Source organism: Clostridium acetireducens DSM 10703 (assembly GCF_001758365.1).
GTDB classification, from domain to species: domain Bacteria; phylum Bacillota; class Clostridia; order Clostridiales; family Clostridiaceae; genus Clostridium_C; species Clostridium_C acetireducens.
The window spans coordinates 1-15,660 of the sequence record NZ_LZFO01000041.1 but is presented as its reverse complement, the minus strand read 5'-3'; the positions used below and the strand labels follow the sequence as shown (position 1 = coordinate 15,660).

15 protein-coding genes, 1 tRNA gene, 2 rRNA genes and 3 pseudogenes are annotated in these 15,660 nt (G+C 25.4%); 5 read left to right on the top strand and 16 right to left on the bottom strand.

Translation table 11 applies throughout. The features are described from left to right. Positions 1 to 121: 121 nt before the first annotated feature. Both CLOACE_RS10455 and CLOACE_RS10450 read right to left on the bottom strand, forming a co-directional pair. Positions 122 to 316, bottom strand: a pseudogene (locus CLOACE_RS10455) (SAM-dependent methyltransferase); the annotation flags it as partial. 12 nt (positions 317 to 328) lie between these two features. Further along, a pseudogene (locus tag CLOACE_RS10450) lies at positions 329 to 1,082 on the bottom strand (tRNA1(Val) (adenine(37)-N6)-methyltransferase). A gap of 139 nt (positions 1,083 to 1,221) precedes the next feature. Between CLOACE_RS10450 and CLOACE_RS10445 the strand changes: the two are divergent. Together CLOACE_RS10445 and feoB are read left to right on the top strand one after the other, a co-directional pair. After that, positions 1,222 to 1,455, top strand: coding sequence for a FeoA family protein (locus CLOACE_RS10445; protein ID WP_070111130.1), 234 nt, complete (start codon positions 1,222 to 1,224; stop codon positions 1,453 to 1,455). A gap of 21 nt (positions 1,456 to 1,476) precedes the next feature. Beyond that, a pseudogene (feoB, locus tag CLOACE_RS12020) lies at positions 1,477 to 3,622 on the top strand (ferrous iron transport protein B). A 49-nt stretch (positions 3,623 to 3,671) separates the two neighbouring features. On the opposite strand, the gene CLOACE_RS10435 reads toward feoB, so the two are convergent. From CLOACE_RS10435 to CLOACE_RS10395, 9 genes are all read right to left on the bottom strand, one after another. Beyond that, positions 3,672 to 3,842 (bottom strand): DUF362 domain-containing protein, encoded by a 171-nt coding sequence (locus CLOACE_RS10435; protein ID WP_070111124.1) that lies wholly within the window; start codon positions 3,840 to 3,842, stop codon positions 3,672 to 3,674. Between the two features lie 81 nt (positions 3,843 to 3,923). Beyond that, complete coding sequence (locus CLOACE_RS10430; RefSeq protein ID WP_070111121.1) at positions 3,924 to 4,127, bottom strand: heavy-metal-associated domain-containing protein; 204 nt, start codon at positions 4,125 to 4,127, stop codon at positions 3,924 to 3,926. A gap of 13 nt (positions 4,128 to 4,140) precedes the next feature. Next, positions 4,141 to 5,046, bottom strand: coding sequence for a PSP1 domain-containing protein (locus CLOACE_RS10425; protein WP_070111119.1), 906 nt, complete (start codon positions 5,044 to 5,046; stop codon positions 4,141 to 4,143). A 1-nt stretch (position 5,047) separates the two neighbouring features. Next, complete coding sequence (locus CLOACE_RS10420; RefSeq protein WP_070111115.1) at positions 5,048 to 5,992, bottom strand: DNA polymerase III subunit delta'; 945 nt, start codon at positions 5,990 to 5,992, stop codon at positions 5,048 to 5,050. A 12-nt stretch (positions 5,993 to 6,004) separates the two neighbouring features. Continuing rightward, positions 6,005 to 6,334 (bottom strand): cyclic-di-AMP receptor, encoded by a 330-nt coding sequence (locus CLOACE_RS10415; RefSeq protein WP_070111113.1) that lies wholly within the window; start codon positions 6,332 to 6,334, stop codon positions 6,005 to 6,007. A 74-nt stretch (positions 6,335 to 6,408) separates the two neighbouring features. Further along, entirely contained in the window at positions 6,409 to 7,071 is a 663-nt protein-coding gene (locus CLOACE_RS10410) for a dTMP kinase (RefSeq protein WP_070111111.1), read from the bottom strand. Positions 7,072 to 7,088: 17 nt separating this feature from the next. Next, entirely contained in the window at positions 7,089 to 8,516 is a 1,428-nt protein-coding gene (locus tag CLOACE_RS10405) for an aminotransferase class I/II-fold pyridoxal phosphate-dependent enzyme (RefSeq protein ID WP_070111109.1), read from the bottom strand. Next, positions 8,495 to 8,710: a sigma factor G inhibitor Gin gene (locus tag CLOACE_RS10400; RefSeq protein WP_070111107.1), complete on the bottom strand. Its 216-nt coding sequence runs from the start codon at positions 8,708 to 8,710 to the stop codon at positions 8,495 to 8,497. Before CLOACE_RS10400 ends, CLOACE_RS10405 begins: the two co-directional genes overlap by 22 nt. Positions 8,711 to 8,881: 171 nt before the next feature. Beyond that, on the bottom strand, positions 8,882 to 10,474 hold the full coding sequence (locus CLOACE_RS10395; protein ID WP_175429461.1) for a cell wall-binding repeat-containing protein: 1,593 nt from the start codon (positions 10,472 to 10,474) through the stop codon (positions 8,882 to 8,884). Between the two features lie 131 nt (positions 10,475 to 10,605). Here CLOACE_RS10395 and CLOACE_RS10390 point away from each other — a divergent pair, with 131 nt between their 5' ends. Continuing rightward, entirely contained in the window at positions 10,606 to 11,772 is a 1,167-nt protein-coding gene (locus tag CLOACE_RS10390) for a zinc-binding metallopeptidase family protein (RefSeq protein WP_070111103.1), read from the top strand. Here CLOACE_RS10390 and CLOACE_RS10385 read toward each other — a convergent pair. Next, positions 11,769 to 12,263, bottom strand: a complete 495-nt coding sequence (locus tag CLOACE_RS10385) for a hypothetical protein (RefSeq protein ID WP_070111102.1) — start codon at positions 12,261 to 12,263, stop codon at positions 11,769 to 11,771. The genes CLOACE_RS10390 and CLOACE_RS10385 overlap by 4 nt on opposite strands. A 202-nt stretch (positions 12,264 to 12,465) precedes the next feature. Here CLOACE_RS10385 and CLOACE_RS10380 point away from each other — a divergent pair, with 202 nt between their 5' ends. Both CLOACE_RS10380 and CLOACE_RS10375 read left to right on the top strand, forming a co-directional pair. Continuing rightward, a complete protein-coding gene (locus CLOACE_RS10380) occupies positions 12,466 to 13,404 on the top strand; it encodes a magnesium transporter CorA family protein (RefSeq protein ID WP_070111101.1) in 939 nt (312 codons plus the stop codon). A gap of 21 nt (positions 13,405 to 13,425) precedes the next feature. Further along, entirely contained in the window at positions 13,426 to 14,331 is a 906-nt protein-coding gene (locus CLOACE_RS10375) for a S66 peptidase family protein (RefSeq protein ID WP_070111100.1), read from the top strand. A 34-nt stretch (positions 14,332 to 14,365) separates the two neighbouring features. On the opposite strand, the gene CLOACE_RS10370 is transcribed toward CLOACE_RS10375, so the two are convergent. The 4 genes from CLOACE_RS10370 to CLOACE_RS10355 form a co-directional block, all read right to left on the bottom strand. Beyond that, positions 14,366 to 14,440, bottom strand: a tRNA-Cys gene (locus CLOACE_RS10370). 97 nt (positions 14,441 to 14,537) lie between these two features. Further along, positions 14,538 to 15,263 (bottom strand): NAD-dependent protein deacylase, encoded by a 726-nt coding sequence (locus CLOACE_RS10365; protein WP_070111098.1) that lies wholly within the window; start codon positions 15,261 to 15,263, stop codon positions 14,538 to 14,540. Between the two features lie 107 nt (positions 15,264 to 15,370). Then, a 5S ribosomal RNA gene (rrf, locus tag CLOACE_RS10360) occupies positions 15,371 to 15,487 on the bottom strand. A 92-nt stretch (positions 15,488 to 15,579) separates the two neighbouring features. Continuing rightward, positions 15,580 to 15,660 (bottom strand): 23S ribosomal RNA (locus tag CLOACE_RS10355); the annotation flags it as partial.

The window sequence follows — 15,660 nt, the reverse complement described above, 5'->3', positions numbered from 1 at the left end:
AAGTTATCCACAGGTGCAATAGCACCTTAGCTTTGCTATTATCTTTTTCTGAACAAAATAGTTAATTATTAACAAAAAGTAATGATTTTTAAATATAATTGAGGAAGTTTAATTGTGCAATTTCCTCTAATTCATTAAATTTGTGATAGCTTATTAAAGACTTTTTTATATTATAATGATTTAATAGCTTTAATGTTTGTCTTGTATCTTCTGCTGCCACAATATGAACTTTATTTAATACTTCTAAAGCCCTCAAAGTTATGTCTTTTAAATTTCCTATTGGCGTAGGAACTATATATAATTTTCCCTTATTCATTTAAGTATCCTCCTATATTAGTCCATATATCTCCTTTATTTCTTTTGTATATTCTCCTTTATCATTATAGATATATAGTGTATTTTCCCAATTTAGAAATACTCCTCCATTTTTTTGTCCTTCTATAAGAATTAAATTAGGAGCCTTTTTTTCATTTGGCTGAACCATTTTTATTAATTTAGGTTCTATTTTATGTTTTCTCATAGTACAAAAAACATCTGCTATTCTATTTGCCCTATGAACCATGTATAATTTTCCTCTATCTTTTAATAAAATATTGCTTGCTACTATAACATCTTCTAAAGTACAAAATATTTCATGCCTAGCTACTGCATTTTTTTTATCTTGACTCAAATAATCCAGAATTTTTTAATTTATAAGGAGGATTAACTGTAACAATATCAAATTTATCAAAGTTTTTTAACATTTTAACATTTTTTATATCCCCTTTTATAATGTTTATTTTATTTTCTAAATTATTATAAGTTATAGACCTATTGCCCATCTCAACCATATCTTCTTGTATTTCTATAGCAAATATTTTTTCTGCCTCAGTTTTACCTGCTAATATAAAAGGTATTATTCCTGTTCCTGAGCACAAATCCATAACTCTCATTCCCTTTTTTACTTTTGCAAAATTAGCTAAAAGTACTGCATCCATTCCAAATCTAAATCCATTGCTTTTTTGTATAATTTTAATATTTTTTATCTGCAAATCATCTAATGTTTCATCACTTTTTAATAAGTTGTTTTTTATATTATTCATATATTATTCTCCATTTCATTTATACATATATACCATTATATAATATTTGAATTATAATACAAATTTAATTATCCAAGTAACACATTATATAATTAATCCATAATATAATTATATAAAATTATGTTTAAAGGTGAATTATATGAAATATTTAAGTTTAAATAACGCTAAAGTAGGTAGTAAAGTTAAAATAATTAAAATTTTACCTAAGACTTCATCTAAACAAAGGTTATTAGATTTAGGAATAGTTGAAGGAACTATTATATATGTAATTAGAAAAAGTTTGTGGGGAGACCCTACTGCATACTTAATTAGAGATACATGTATAGCCTTAAGAAAAGAAGAATCAGAAAATATACTAGTAAAAATAATTTAAAAATTGGAGGTGCTATAATTTATGGGATTAAGTTATTCTTCTAGTAAAAAAGAATATTTGTCAGATTTTATTAATTTAAATGCAGATTTTAGTAATCATTTTTTCATTGCTCTTGCTGGTAACCCCAATACTGGTAAAAGCACAGTATTTAATTCTATTACTGGTCTGCACCAACATACAGGTAATTGGCCAGGTAAAACTGTAGTAAGTACCTACGGAGAGTTTTCTTATAAAACAAAAGACTTTATTATAGTAGATTTACCTGGAACTTACTCACTTTTAGCTTCATCTCCTGAAGAAGAGGTAGCAAGAAATTTTTTATGTTTCTCAAAATTAGATGCTTGTATAGTGGTTATAGATGCCACTTGTATAGAAAGAAACTTAAATTTAGTGTTACAAATATTAGAAATTACTGATAAAGTTATTATTTGCTTAAATTTAATGGATGAAGCTAAAAAAAAGAATATAAAAATAGATATTAATCTTTTATCTAAAAAACTAGGTGTTCCTGTAATACCTACTAGTGCAAGAAATAATATAGGTATTTCTAATCTAAAAGATTCTTTATACAATATGTGTTTAAATAAAATTTCCACTAATCCTTTTAAAGTAAACTATAACGAAAAAATATCTTCTACTTTAAATTATATGGAACCAATATTTAAAAAGCTATTTCCCAATAAAATAAATGCCAGATGGCTAAGTTTAAGATTATTAGATGGAGATTTGACTTTATTGAAAACTCTAAGTAATTATTTAAACCATGATTTTTATAAATTAATAAAGGGTGATTATTTTGAAGGATAATCTAAATGAAGCTTTAAAATATACCCAAAAAATTAGAAATTCAAATTCTAACATAAGAGATGATATAGTTTCAGATATTTATAAAAATGCAGAAGAAATAACAAATAAATGTGTAAAAAAAGATACTAAAAAAATTTTAGAACAGCAAAGATTAGATGATATTATTACATCAAAAGCCTTTGGAGGCCCTTTAATGATTTTAATTTTAGCTATAACTCTTTGGTTAACAATAACAGGTGCTAATTTTCCATCTGAATGTATAGCTAAATTTTTATTTTATATAGAAGGAAAACTAACTCTATTTTTTAAATATATAAATTGTCCAAAATGGATTCATGGACTTTTAATATTAGGAGTATATAGAACTTTAGCTTGGGTAATATCTGTTATGTTTCCTCCTATGGCAATATTTTTTCCTATATTTACTTTTTTAGAAGACTTAGGTTACCTTCCTAGAGTTTGTTTTAATATGGATTATATATTTAAAAAAGCTCATGCTCATGGTAAACAAGTATTGACAATGTGTATGGGACTAGGATGTAATGCTGCTGGTATAATATCTTGTAGAATAATAGATTCTCCTAGAGAAAAATTAATAGCAATATTAACTAATAATTTTATACCTTGTAATGGCAGATTTCCTACTTTAATAGCTTTATCTTCAATTTTTGTAGGTATACATTTTTATAATAACTCTCTATTTGCATCATTAATAGTAACTTTAATGATTATAATAGGAGTTATACTCACATTACTAACTTCTTATGTATTATCTAAAACTTTATTAAAAGGATTTCCATCATCTTTTACTTTAGAACTTCCTCCTTATAGAAAACCCCAAATAGGAAGAATTTTATTTACGTCTTTAATAGATAGAACTATATTTGTACTGGGAAGAGCTATAGCTGTAGCAGCACCAGCAGGAGTATTAATATATATGTTAACTAATATTTATATAGGTAACTTAAATATAGCAACTCATATAGTTAATTTTGTAAATCCTTTTGCTAAAGCCATAGGGTTAGATGGATTTATATTAATAGCTTTTATACTTGGTTTTCCAGCAAATGAAATAGTAATACCTATACTAATTATGCTTTATTTATCTACAGGAACAATGATGGAATTTGAAAATATACATCAGCTAAAAGCTTTATTATTAAATAATGGTTGGACAGCTTTGACTTTTATAAATACTATGTTATTTTGTTTACTTCACTTTCCTTGTGCAACTACTTTATGGACAATAAAAAAAGAAACTGGCAGTATTAAATGGACTATTTTATCTGTGCTAATACCAACAATTACAGGTATTACAATTTGTTTTATAAATACTAAAATATTTAACATATTAACATAAATAGCAAATAAAAAAAAGACCGCCCTTGGCGATCTTTTTTTAGTAAATACTAGTCTTGTACTGGTGCTCCTACTGGACAAACATTTGCACAGTTTCCGCAATCAATGCAAGTACCAGCATCTATAACAAATTGAGTATCTCCTTGGCTTATTGCGCTAACTGGACATTCTGATGCACATGCTCCACAGCTTACGCAAGCATCTGTAATTTTATATGCCATATGTAACACCTCCTTAAAATTTTGGACATCCATTATCCGATTATATTTTACCACGTTTACTTGATTTTTTAAAGGGGTTTTTTAAATAACAGTGTATCCGAGCTTTTCTAAAGATTCTATTATGTTATCTTCAGTTAAAAAATATGTATCGTAAACTACATTTACTTCTCCTTTATCCCTATTTATTTCACATGCAACTACTCCTTCATTACTAGATATAGCCTTTCTTACATTATTTACATCTTTCATAGTAATCATATTGCAAATTTTTAAAACACTTTTCATGTTTTTTCCTCCTCTAATCTTCCTTAAGTAATTCATTAACTATATCTGTATCTTCATCTTCAATATCTATCTTTATATCTTCTTCGTTTATACTATCTTCAAAACTTCCTGATACCAATTTAATATCATCTATAGAAATATTCTTTATAGTTTCTTCACCATCTTCAATTTTAATTTTTACTTTAATACTTTCTTTTATAGCAGAATTAGAAATAACCTCTGCATTTCCATAAGGTGTTTCTACTATAGAACCTACTTTAGGAAGTCTTTTTCTTATTTCTTCATAAGCCTTTTGCTCATAATTTAAACAGCACATAAGCCTTCCACAAATTCCTGATATTTTAGTAGGATTCAATGATAAATTTTGCTCTTTAGCCATTTTTATAGACACAGGTGCAAAGTCTCCTAAAAATGTAGAACAACACATTGCCCTTCCACAAGGTCCAATTCCTCCTATCATTTTAGCTTCATCTCTTACACCTATTTGTCTAAGTTCTATTCTAGTTCTAAAAACTGAGGCTAAATCTTTCACAAGTTCTCTAAAATCTACTCTTCCATCTGCAGTAAAGTAAAATATAACTTTATTATTATCAAACGTATACTCTACATCTATTAACTTCATTATAAGATTATGATGTTGTATTTTTTCTTGACATATTTTAAAAGCTTCTTCTTCTTTTTGTTTATTTTCTATATGAATTTTTTTATCTTCTTCCGTTGCTATTCTTATAACTTTTTTAAGAGGCATTACTATTTCGCTTTCATCTACTTCTTTAGGTGCTATAACACACTGTCCAAATTCTATACCCCTTACTGTTTCAACTATAACATCTTCCCATTTTTCTACATGTAATTCTCCTGGATCAAAGTAATAAATTTTCCCAGCTTTTTTAAATCTTACACCTACAACTGTTATCATTTTATACCTCCTGCATATTTATTAGCATAGAATCTATTAGAAGTTTTGTATTAACATTTTTATTTATCTTTATATTTGTATCTTTTATAATATTTACAATATTGTTTAACTTATTATAAGAAAACACTTCCGCTAAATGCTTTATATTTATAAATTTATCTAAATTTATAATAAATTCATTACTTCCTGTTTCTTTGTAAACCAATACATCTCTTATATAATATAAAAATATTTCCATTATATCTTCCCAAAATTTAATTTTTTCTATTATTAAATTACCAAAACTTAATACTTTTTCTTTATCATTATTATTTAATTCCAATAATATATCCATAATATTATTGCGAAGAATATTAAAATCTTCATCTTTTAATATTTTATCTATTCTTCCAGGTATACCATCACTAAATGCTATTAAATTATCTAAGTTATGCTTTTTTTCTATTAATTCTGGATAATTAACCTCTATAAAACTTCTAATTTCATTTTTATTAAGTTTATGTAACCTATATATTTCACATCTAGAAACTATAGTTTCTAATAGATTATTTAAATTTTCACACAACAATATAATATAAACTCCTAAAGGAGGCTCTTCTATAGTCTTTAAAAAAGCATTTTGAGCCTCCTGAGTCATATTATGGGCATTATAAATTATTATTACTTTATTATTACCTTGAAAAGGTTTTTTATATACTTTTTCTATTAAACTTCTTACTTCATCTATTCCTATTTTTTTTTTACTTCCTTTGTATTCTATCAAATCAATATATTTTTTATATGTTTGTTTGTTTAAAATTTTCAAACCAATTTCTTTAGCAATAACACTCTTTCCTATGCCATCTTCACCTAATATAATATTGGCATGTAAAAATCTTTGATTATTTATAGCATTTTCTATTTGTTTTTTTATAAAATCATGTCCAATTATACTATTAAAATTCATTTTATTACCCCATTAAATTCTTACAAATTTATCTACATCTACAACAAAAATTGTAGCCCCTCCTACTTCTACTTCTATAGGATAAGGAACATATACTCCTGTAGAACCAGCTACTGGTGATGGTGATGTAATTACTTGTTTTCTTTTTTTACATACTACTTCTATTGATTTTATTACATCATTAATCTTTTCCTCTTCAACTCCTATAATAAGCGTTGTATTACCAGATTTTAAAAATCCTCCTGTAGTAGCTAGCTTAGTTACCCTATATCCAGCTTCAGTTAATAAATCTAGCAAATCACCAGCGTCATCATCTTGAACAATGGCAATAATAAGTTTCATAAAATAGCTCACTCCTTTTAAAATAGGATTTATATTTATTTTATCATACTATCTATTAATTTATATCATAATTTTTAAGAACAGATTAAATTTTCAATTATATTATATATTTCATTATGAATATCCTTAATTGTTCTCAATTTACCATCTTTAATACATTTTATTCTTAACCAATTGTATTTATCCATAATATATAGTGCATTTTTATAAGATTTAACTAAATAATTAATATCTTTTTCGTGTATATCTTTATTTTCATTTCTATCATTTATTAATTTAACACTATATTCTGGAGGCATATCTAAAAAAATCACACAATCTGGTTTAGGCAATTTAAATTTATTAAATTCAAAGTTCCATAACCAATGTAAAAATTTTTCTTTTTCGCATTTATCATCTATTTTAGCTCCTTGATGTATCATATTAGAAGTGGTATATCTATCTGCTAATATAATTCCTCCATTGTTATAAAATTTTTCCCAATCTTTTTTATAAGATGCAAATCTATCTACTGCATAAAAAGTTGAAGATACATAAGAATTAACATCTTCTGGATTACTTCCAAACTCTCCATTTAAATACATTTTAATCAAAGCAGAAGATTCACTTTTATAATTAGGATATTCTACCTTCTTTATTTTATAATTTTTTTCTAACATTTTATTGTACAATTCCTTAGTTTGAGTAGCTTTGCCACTTCCATCGCTACCTTCTATAACTATCAATTTCCCTTTCATATATTTCCTCCAAATTATTATTTTAAAATTAATATTTTCCCATTTTTTATTCCTATTATATCTTTATTATTTTTAATAAAATATTTAATACGTTTTATTTCTTTTGAACTAATAATTTCTCCCATCATTAAAATTGGAATTCCCGGCGGATATGGAATTATATTTTCTGCACATATTTTTCCTTTTGATTCATCTAAATTCACCCATAGTTTACTTTTATTCATAGCTTCATAAGGTAAAATTTTTTGTTTAGGTATATTGAAATCATCAATTTTTAGACTTTTGCCTACTATAGAATTTTTATCTATATTACATAATACATTATATAATTTCAAAAATGAATTTTCTTTATGAAAAGGAGTGCATATTAATACTAAATTAGACTCATCATTCATTTCTACTTGCATATTATTTTTTATTAAATATTTAGCTAATAAGCATACATTATATTTATTTTTTAAATTTATTACATACCTGGTTAAATCTATATCCCAGGCATCTATTTTATTCTTATTTATATCTTCTTTACCTATGATATGTAAATAATCTATATTTTTATTTATTTTATTTCTATAATAATTTGCTAATTTTATAAGTTTATTATACTGCTCATGCCCATAGGTTTCTAAATAAAACCTAGCATAATCCATACTACATAAAAGTATATAAGAAGGGCTTGTACTTAAAAAGCTACTTAAATAAAAATTTACTTTATCTAAATCTCCATTGTTTACATGTAAATATGCCGTTTGCGTTAAGCTAGGTAAAGTTTTGTGAGCACTAGTAACTACCATATCAGCTCCTAATTTAACTGCACTTTCAGGTAGTTTATTGTTTATTCCAAAATGAGCTCCATGAGCAGAATCTACTAAAATTTTTACTTTATATTTTTTACATTCATTAATTATAGTTTTTAAATTGCTACATATACCATAGTAATTTGGATAAGTAATTATTACACCTTTTGCATCTTTGTTTTCCTTTATAACCTTTAAAAAATGCTCCATATCTATTGAAAGAGGAGCATTATAATCATTATTTAGTTTGTTTTTTACATACACTGGTTTTAGTTTTCTCATTATTATTCCGCTAAAAATAGATTTATGACAATTTCTTTCTACTATAATTTTATCTCCTTCATTAAAAGTAGAAAATATCATAACTAAATTTCCTGAGGTACTTCCATTAACTAAAAAATAAGATTTTTTACTACCATATAACCGGCTTAAAAGATTGCCGGACTCTTTTATTATTCCTTCAGGATTATGAAGATTATCCAATCCTTCTACCTCTGTCATATCAATTTTTATTAAATTATCTAAAAATTCTCTTCCAAAGTAATTTTCTAAAAATCCTTTTCCTCCTTTATGACCTGGCATACAAAACAACTCGTTATTTTGTTTAATATACCCTAAAACCCCCTTTAAAAGTGGAAGTCTTGACACTTAATATCCTCTCCTCTTATCGTAGTATTTACTATGTTTTTTCTTATACATTCCTTATAATATTCATAAAAATCAGTGTTTATATCTATATTTAATAATCTTTTTTCACAACTTTTACATAACTCTCTTCCATTTATCATTATACCATCATTTGAAAGCTTTCTACATACAATGCACCTTTGTTTTTTTCTCATTATTCAAATCCTCCTTATACAAATTACCTATACTGAAATTATTGCCTTTAATAATATATTTTATTCAATTGCTTATTTTGTTTATTAATTTATAAGGATAGTTTATAACAATTTTAGTTAAAAATAAAGTCTAGAGATATCTCTAGACTTTATTTAATTACTACTATTATATTACTTTATAGTTATTAATGTTCCTTTAGGTGCGTTATTATATATCCATTTAGCATCTTCTATTTTCAATCTTATGCATCCATGGGAAGCTTTTTTACCAAGCTTAGCATATTCTGAAGCTATAGGCTTTCCTGAAGTATTATATAATACACTGTGAAAAAGGAAATTATTATTAAATCTACTCCAATTATAACATATTACACTAGGAGAAGAATAAAAGTTTGCACCTTTTCCTCCTAACAAATATCTGCCTCTAGGAGTAGGTGTTTCATCTTTACCTGTAGAACAAACCATTTGCCTTATTAATTTATTGTCTTTATATACATATACTTTTTGTTTATTTAAATCAACAAATATTTTATATGTTTTAGATGGTGTTACTGTTTTTATCATTTTTTTAGGTAAATATCCTTTTACTCTATTTAAAGTTCCATAATCTAAAGTTTCTATATGGTAAAAATCACCGCTATTTCCTATTATTTTTACTTCTGCAAGAGAACCGTAAGAATATCCCACATTAGGACTATTATAATTTGCATATTTTTTTATATAAACTGGTGTAGTCTCACCTGCATTTATAACATTGAAACTTTCAGTTATAGAGGGCTGTACTATAGGCTTTTTTTCTATACCAACTAAATATAAGCTATTTTGTGAAACAGCACCTTTTCCGCCTATTACATTAACATTTTTACTTTCAGATAATATTGATTTTATATTTTCTTGATCATTTTTTGATATATTATCTCCAATTAATAATAATGGTGCATTTTTAGATTGAACTAAAACTGATCCTGATAATGCATCTGCAAATCCTAATGCAGATACTATATATACATTTTCAAAACTTAATTCATCTTTAAACTTGTTTATTACTGCTATATTAGTTTCATATCTATTTTTACCACTTATTCTTTCAGCATTATTAAATTTATTTAACACACTTTCATCGATTACTCCTGTACCACCTATAACATAGGTTTTTTCAATATTTTTATCTTTTAAATATTCTAACATATTATCTGATACATCTTGTCCATTAGTAATTAAAATAGGAATTTGTTTCATTGTAGCAATAGGAGCTATAGATAAAGCATCAGGAAAATTTTTAGCAGATGCCAAAATTAGCTTGTCTTTAACACCTATATGTTTAGCAATATTTAATGAGGTTTCATATCTATCTTTGCCACTTATTCTTTCACAATTTAAACCTTCTTGTTTTAATTGATTTTCTATATTTTCACATACAGATCCATATCCACCTATAATAAATATTTTATTAGTACCTAGCTTTTTAATTTGTTCTAAAACTGAATTACTTAAATTTTTAGGATCTGTTAAAAATATAGGTGCATTATATTTTCTAGCTAAAGGCGAAGCGCAAAGACCATCAGCATAGTCCTTTCCAGATGCTAGTATAACATATCCTAAATTAGAACTATAAATTTGTGAAACTTTTAATGCTGTATCATATCTGTCTTTTCCTTCTATTCTATTGTAAGGTCTTTCTGCTTTTACATTAATAAAGGGTATTATTAATAAAAAAACTAAAATAAGAATAATTAATTTAGTAAATTTTTTTGATGTTTCCAATATTAACACCTCCTATATGTATTTACCATATTATTTTAATATATTATTAAAAATCTTACAACTTTTAATATACTATTATATAATTAGGTTATAATAATATTATTAAATATATTCTTAGTAGGTGATATTAAATGAAACAAAAAATAACAACATACTTAAACACTTTAAAAGATACATTGTTTAATTTATCAAAATATTTATATGAAAATCCTGAAGACAGTTTTCATGAATATAAAGCTTGTAACTATATAACAAACTTACTTAAAGATAATAACTTTTTTGTTATAGATAACTATCTTAATATACCAACAGCATTTTATGCAAAATACGGAAAAGGTTATCCTAAAATTTGTTACATATGTGAGTACGATGCAGTAGAAAATGGCGGTCATATAGCAGGTCATAATTTGGTTTCTGCTATGTCTATAGGTGCCAGTTTATCTTTAGCTAAAGTTATGGATAAAATAGATGGAACTATTATAGTTTTAGGATGTCCTGGTGAATTTGTAGGCGGTGCAAAAGTAACTATGGTAAAACAAGGAGTATTTGATGATATTGATGTGGTGCTTATGGCTCATCCAGATGTTATAACTGCAGAAAGCGGTACATCAAGAGCTGTAATTCCTCTAAAAATTGAATTTAAAAGTAAATCAGGTTTTAGTTATAGAAGAGTAGGTACTTATTCTGCTTTAGATGCTTGCTTATTTACATTTAATGCTATAAGTTTATTATCTAAAGGATTTGATGAAGGGTGTAGTATTGATGGTGTTATAGTAAAAGGAGGTTCTAGTCCTTATCTTCTTCCTTCTGAAGCAGAAGCTAAATTTTATATAAGAGCTCCTAAAATGAATTTAGCTTCTGATATAGAAATTAAAATAAGAGAATTCATAAAAACCACTAGTAATATAATGGATGTTTATTCAGATATATCCTTATATGAATTGCCTTATGATGACCTTATTCCAAATAGAACTCTTTCTAGAGTATTTTCTCATAATTTAAAAGAAAGTGGAATAATTAATATAGATTCTCCTAAAAATACTTCTTCAGGAGTAAGCTTAGGTACTGTAAGTCATAAAGTGCCTACTATGCATCCTTTTATATCTATAGTAAATGATAAATCTATAGAATATTCTTCTGCAGAATTTTCTATGGCAACTATATCATACTATGCTCAAAACAAAGTATTAAAAGCTGCTAAAGCTTTAGCTTTAACAGGTTTAGATTTAATACAAAATAAAAATCTTTTAAAAGAAATAAAAACAGAATTTAATAAAAAAATAGAAACAAGAGACTAATTTCTTAGACTCTTGTTTTTTATAACTTTTATCTTTTTTACTAAATCATTACTTGATTCAAAATAAAATTTATTAACTTTTTCTCCTTTTTTATAAATACAACAATAAGTTTTTTTACAGTATAAGGAACATATATATTTTCTTGATTTAATACGATCTAAACAACTTAACAATTTATTATTTTCACCTATAAATTCAATATCTTGAATTTTAATATTTTCTACTACCTTATCTTCATTACCTATTAATTTATGAATAATAAATTGATCTGCAATAACAGAGTAACTGTACTTTACTTTACATTTAAATACTTCAAATGCAAATACAACTAATAATCCTATTTGAAAAATAAAGACTGACAAATTATTAATATCACTTCTTTGTGTATAAATTAATTTTATTATCTCTGTAGAAAATAAAACTGTAACTAAAATCAAAAATAAAGCAAATATCACATGAAAAATTTTCCTTTCAATAGTCTCCTTATACATTTTTTATCCCCCTAATTTTCATACTCATATATAGGATTATACTAAGATTTTTATTTTTATTCCACATCATTTATAGCTTTTATTTGCTTTAATTATATGTTTATGATAACATATTTAAATAAAATTAATATATTGTCACAAATACTTAATTTATCTTAATTTATCTATAAGTTATTATAAAATTCAAGATAGGAGAGATACTATGATTTCAATATACAAAAGTTTAGAAGATGGCAAACTTTCTTCTTTAAATAATATAGAACATGGTTGTTGGATTAATATAATAGCCCCAACAGAAGAAGAATTATTATTAATAAATAAAAAAACTTCCGTACCTATGGAATTTTTAAAAGCTGCTTTAGACGAAGAAGAAACTTCTCGTATTGATATAGAGGATAATAATATACTATTTATATTGGATATACCCTTTACAGAAATGGAAGACAATTCTTTAATATATGATACTTATCCATTAGCTATAATTCATACAGAAAACGCAATTATAACTATATGCTTAAAAAATAGTAAAATACTAAAAGATTTTATAGATAATAAAATAAAATCTTTTTATACATTTAAAAGATCTAGATTTATTTTACAAATACTATATAGAATAGCTAGCTACTATCTTGTATATTTAAGACAAATAGATAAAAAAAGCTTACTTGTAGAACAAAGACTCCATAAATCTATGAAAAATAAAGAATTAATTCAATTGCTATCTCTAGAAAAATCTTTAGTATATTTTTCCACATCCTTAAAATCTAATGAAATTACTTTAGAAAAAATGCTTAAATTAAAAATAATGCAAAAGTATCCTGAAGATCAAGATATATTAGAAGATGTAATAATAGAAAATAAGCAAGCTATAGAAATGGCAAATATTTATAGTAATATTCTTAGTGGAACCATGGATGCTTTTGCTTCTGTTATATCGAATAATCTAAATATAGTAATGAAATTACTAGCTTCTGTAACCATAGTAATGTCTATACCAAATATGATTTCAGGTATGTTTGGTATGAATTTAAATGGAATACCCTTTGCTTCTTCTAAAATAGGATTTTTATATGTTACTTCTATTATAGCTTTTGTATGCATAATATCTATAATAATATTATATAAAAAGGACATGTTTTAAATAATTACGGAGTGTGATATTATGCTTCCTAAAAAGTTAAGATTCGGAGATACAATAGGTATAGTATCTCCTGCCAGTTGTGAAGAACCAATTATAATAAAAAAAAGCATAAATTATATTGAATCTTTAGGTTTCTACGTAAAAGAAGGTGTTCATATATATGATAAATATGGTTATTTAGCTGGAAAAGACAAAGATAGAGCTAATGATATTATGAATATGTTTCAAGATGATAGTATAACTATGATTTTATGTACTAGAGGTGGCTATGGAAGTATGCGAATACTTCCATATATAAATTTTGAAATAATAAAAAATAACCCAAAAATATTTGCAGGTTTTAGTGATATAACTGTTTTATTAAATTCAATATATAGCAAATGTAACTTAATAACTTTTCATTCTCCAATGTTAACCTCTAATTTAAAAGATAGTTATACATTAAATAATTTTTTAAATACTATTATGAAAAGAAATAACCCTTATACTTTAAATGGGAAAATGGATTTTATTAATACAGGAATAGCAGAAGGTATTTTAGTAGGTGGTAATTTATCATTAATATGTAGTACTTTAGGTACAAATTATAGCATAGATACTAAAAATAAAATACTATTTATAGAGGAAGTTGGAGAAGAGCCTTATAAAATTGATAGAATGCTTACTCAACTTCTTTTATCTGGTAAACTTCAAAAATGTAATGGTTTTATTTTAGGACAATTTAATAAATGTTCTCTTTCAAATTACTCTAGAAGCTTAACATTACAACAAGTTATAAAAGATAGACTACTTTTTCTCAATAAACCAACTGTAATAAATTTTATGTCTGGACATTCCTATCCTAATTTAACTTTACCCATAGGTTCTAAAATTAAAATAAATTGTAATACAAATAAAATAAAAGTTTTAAATTCTGTAGTAAAATGAAAAAAGTAGTTTCTAAATAGAAACTACTTTTTCTTGGAGGCGCCACCCGGATTTGAACCGGGGAATAGAGGTTTTGCAGACCTTTGCCTTACCGCTTGGCTATAGCGCCATATAAATTTACCTGACGATTATAAATGATATCATATAATTAAATATTTGTCAATATAAATTTAAATAAAAGTAACCAAGATTAATCTTGGTTACTTTTATAATACAGTACTTAATACTGCTCCTATACTATCATGAATAGCTAAATTAGCTCTATTATCATATGGAGTTGGTGATTTATTAATTAAAATTAATTTATCACCATAATAATAATTTATTAAATTAGCTGCAGGATAAACCACCAGAGAAGTTCCTCCTACTATTAATACATCAGCATTTTTTACATATTCAATAGATTTATTTATAACATCCATATCAAGACCTTCTTCATATAAAACTACATCTGGTCTAACCATGCCTCCACAACTTTCACACTTAGGAACAATATCTTTAGAATTTAGCACATAATTCAAATTAAATTTTTTTCCGCAGGAAGTACAATAATTTTTATGCACACTACCATGAAGTTCTAATACATTTTTTGATCCTGCTATTTGATGAAGTCCATCAATATTTTGAGTAATTACAGCTTTTACTTTTCCTGATTTCTCTAAATTAGCAAGAGCATAATGAGCATCATTAGGTTTAGCATTTTTATAAATCATTTTTTTTCTATAAAATTCAAAAAAATCTTCTGGATGTGTAACAAAAAAACTATGACTTAACATTACTTCTGGAGGATACTCATAATTATTTTTTGTCTTATATAATCCTTTTGAGGATCTAAAGTCTGGTATATTACTTTCTGTAGATACACCAGCACCTCCAAAAAATACTATATTAGAACTATTTTTAATTATTTCTTTTAGTTTTTGCAAAACCAAAAATACCACCCCTTATTATTATTAGTATATATAATTATATACCTAAAGTAAAATAAATAATACCTTATATAAAAAAGACATTAAGCAAAATGCTTAATGTCTTTTTTACCTAGCAGCGACCTACTCTTCCACAGGGTCTCCCCTGCAGTACCATCAGCGCTTTAAAGCTTAACCTTCGTGTTCGGCATGGAAACGGGTGTTACCTTTAAGCTATAACCACCAGATTTTTATTTTAAATAAGTACTACTCAGCTTTAACTAAGTAAATTACTTTTATTTGAAAGAAAATTATTCTTTCAAAATTGCACAGTATATTTAAGGTCAAGCCCTCGACCTATTAGTATCAGTCAGCTAAACATGTTACCACGCTTGCACCTCTGACCTATCAACCTGATGTT

Excerpts from the sequence above, each read along its gene's own strand:
- CLOACE_RS10400 (WP_070111107.1), bottom strand. The coding sequence starts at position 8,710 with ATGAGAAAAAAACAAAGGTGCATTGTATGTAGAAAGCTTTCAAATGAT.
- CLOACE_RS10375 (WP_070111100.1), top strand. The coding sequence starts at position 13,426 with ATGCTTCCTAAAAAGTTAAGATTCGGAGATACAATAGGTATAGTATCT.
- CLOACE_RS10385 (WP_070111102.1), bottom strand. The coding sequence starts at position 12,263 with ATGTATAAGGAGACTATTGAAAGGAAAATTTTTCATGTGATATTTGCT.
- CLOACE_RS10420 (WP_070111115.1), bottom strand. The coding sequence starts at position 5,992 with ATGAATTTTAATAGTATAATTGGACATGATTTTATAAAAAAACAAATA.
- CLOACE_RS10415 (WP_070111113.1), bottom strand. The coding sequence starts at position 6,334 with ATGAAACTTATTATTGCCATTGTTCAAGATGATGACGCTGGTGATTTG.
- CLOACE_RS10380 (WP_070111101.1), top strand. The coding sequence starts at position 12,466 with ATGATTTCAATATACAAAAGTTTAGAAGATGGCAAACTTTCTTCTTTA.
- CLOACE_RS10425 (WP_070111119.1), bottom strand. The coding sequence starts at position 5,046 with ATGATAACAGTTGTAGGTGTAAGATTTAAAAAAGCTGGGAAAATTTAT.
- CLOACE_RS10410 (WP_070111111.1), bottom strand. The coding sequence starts at position 7,071 with ATGAAAGGGAAATTGATAGTTATAGAAGGTAGCGATGGAAGTGGCAAA.
- CLOACE_RS10445 (WP_070111130.1), top strand. The coding sequence starts at position 1,222 with ATGAAATATTTAAGTTTAAATAACGCTAAAGTAGGTAGTAAAGTTAAA.
- CLOACE_RS10430 (WP_070111121.1), bottom strand. The coding sequence starts at position 4,127 with ATGAAAAGTGTTTTAAAAATTTGCAATATGATTACTATGAAAGATGTA.
- CLOACE_RS10390 (WP_070111103.1), top strand. The coding sequence starts at position 10,606 with ATGAAACAAAAAATAACAACATACTTAAACACTTTAAAAGATACATTG.
- CLOACE_RS10435 (WP_070111124.1), bottom strand. The coding sequence starts at position 3,842 with ATGGCATATAAAATTACAGATGCTTGCGTAAGCTGTGGAGCATGTGCA.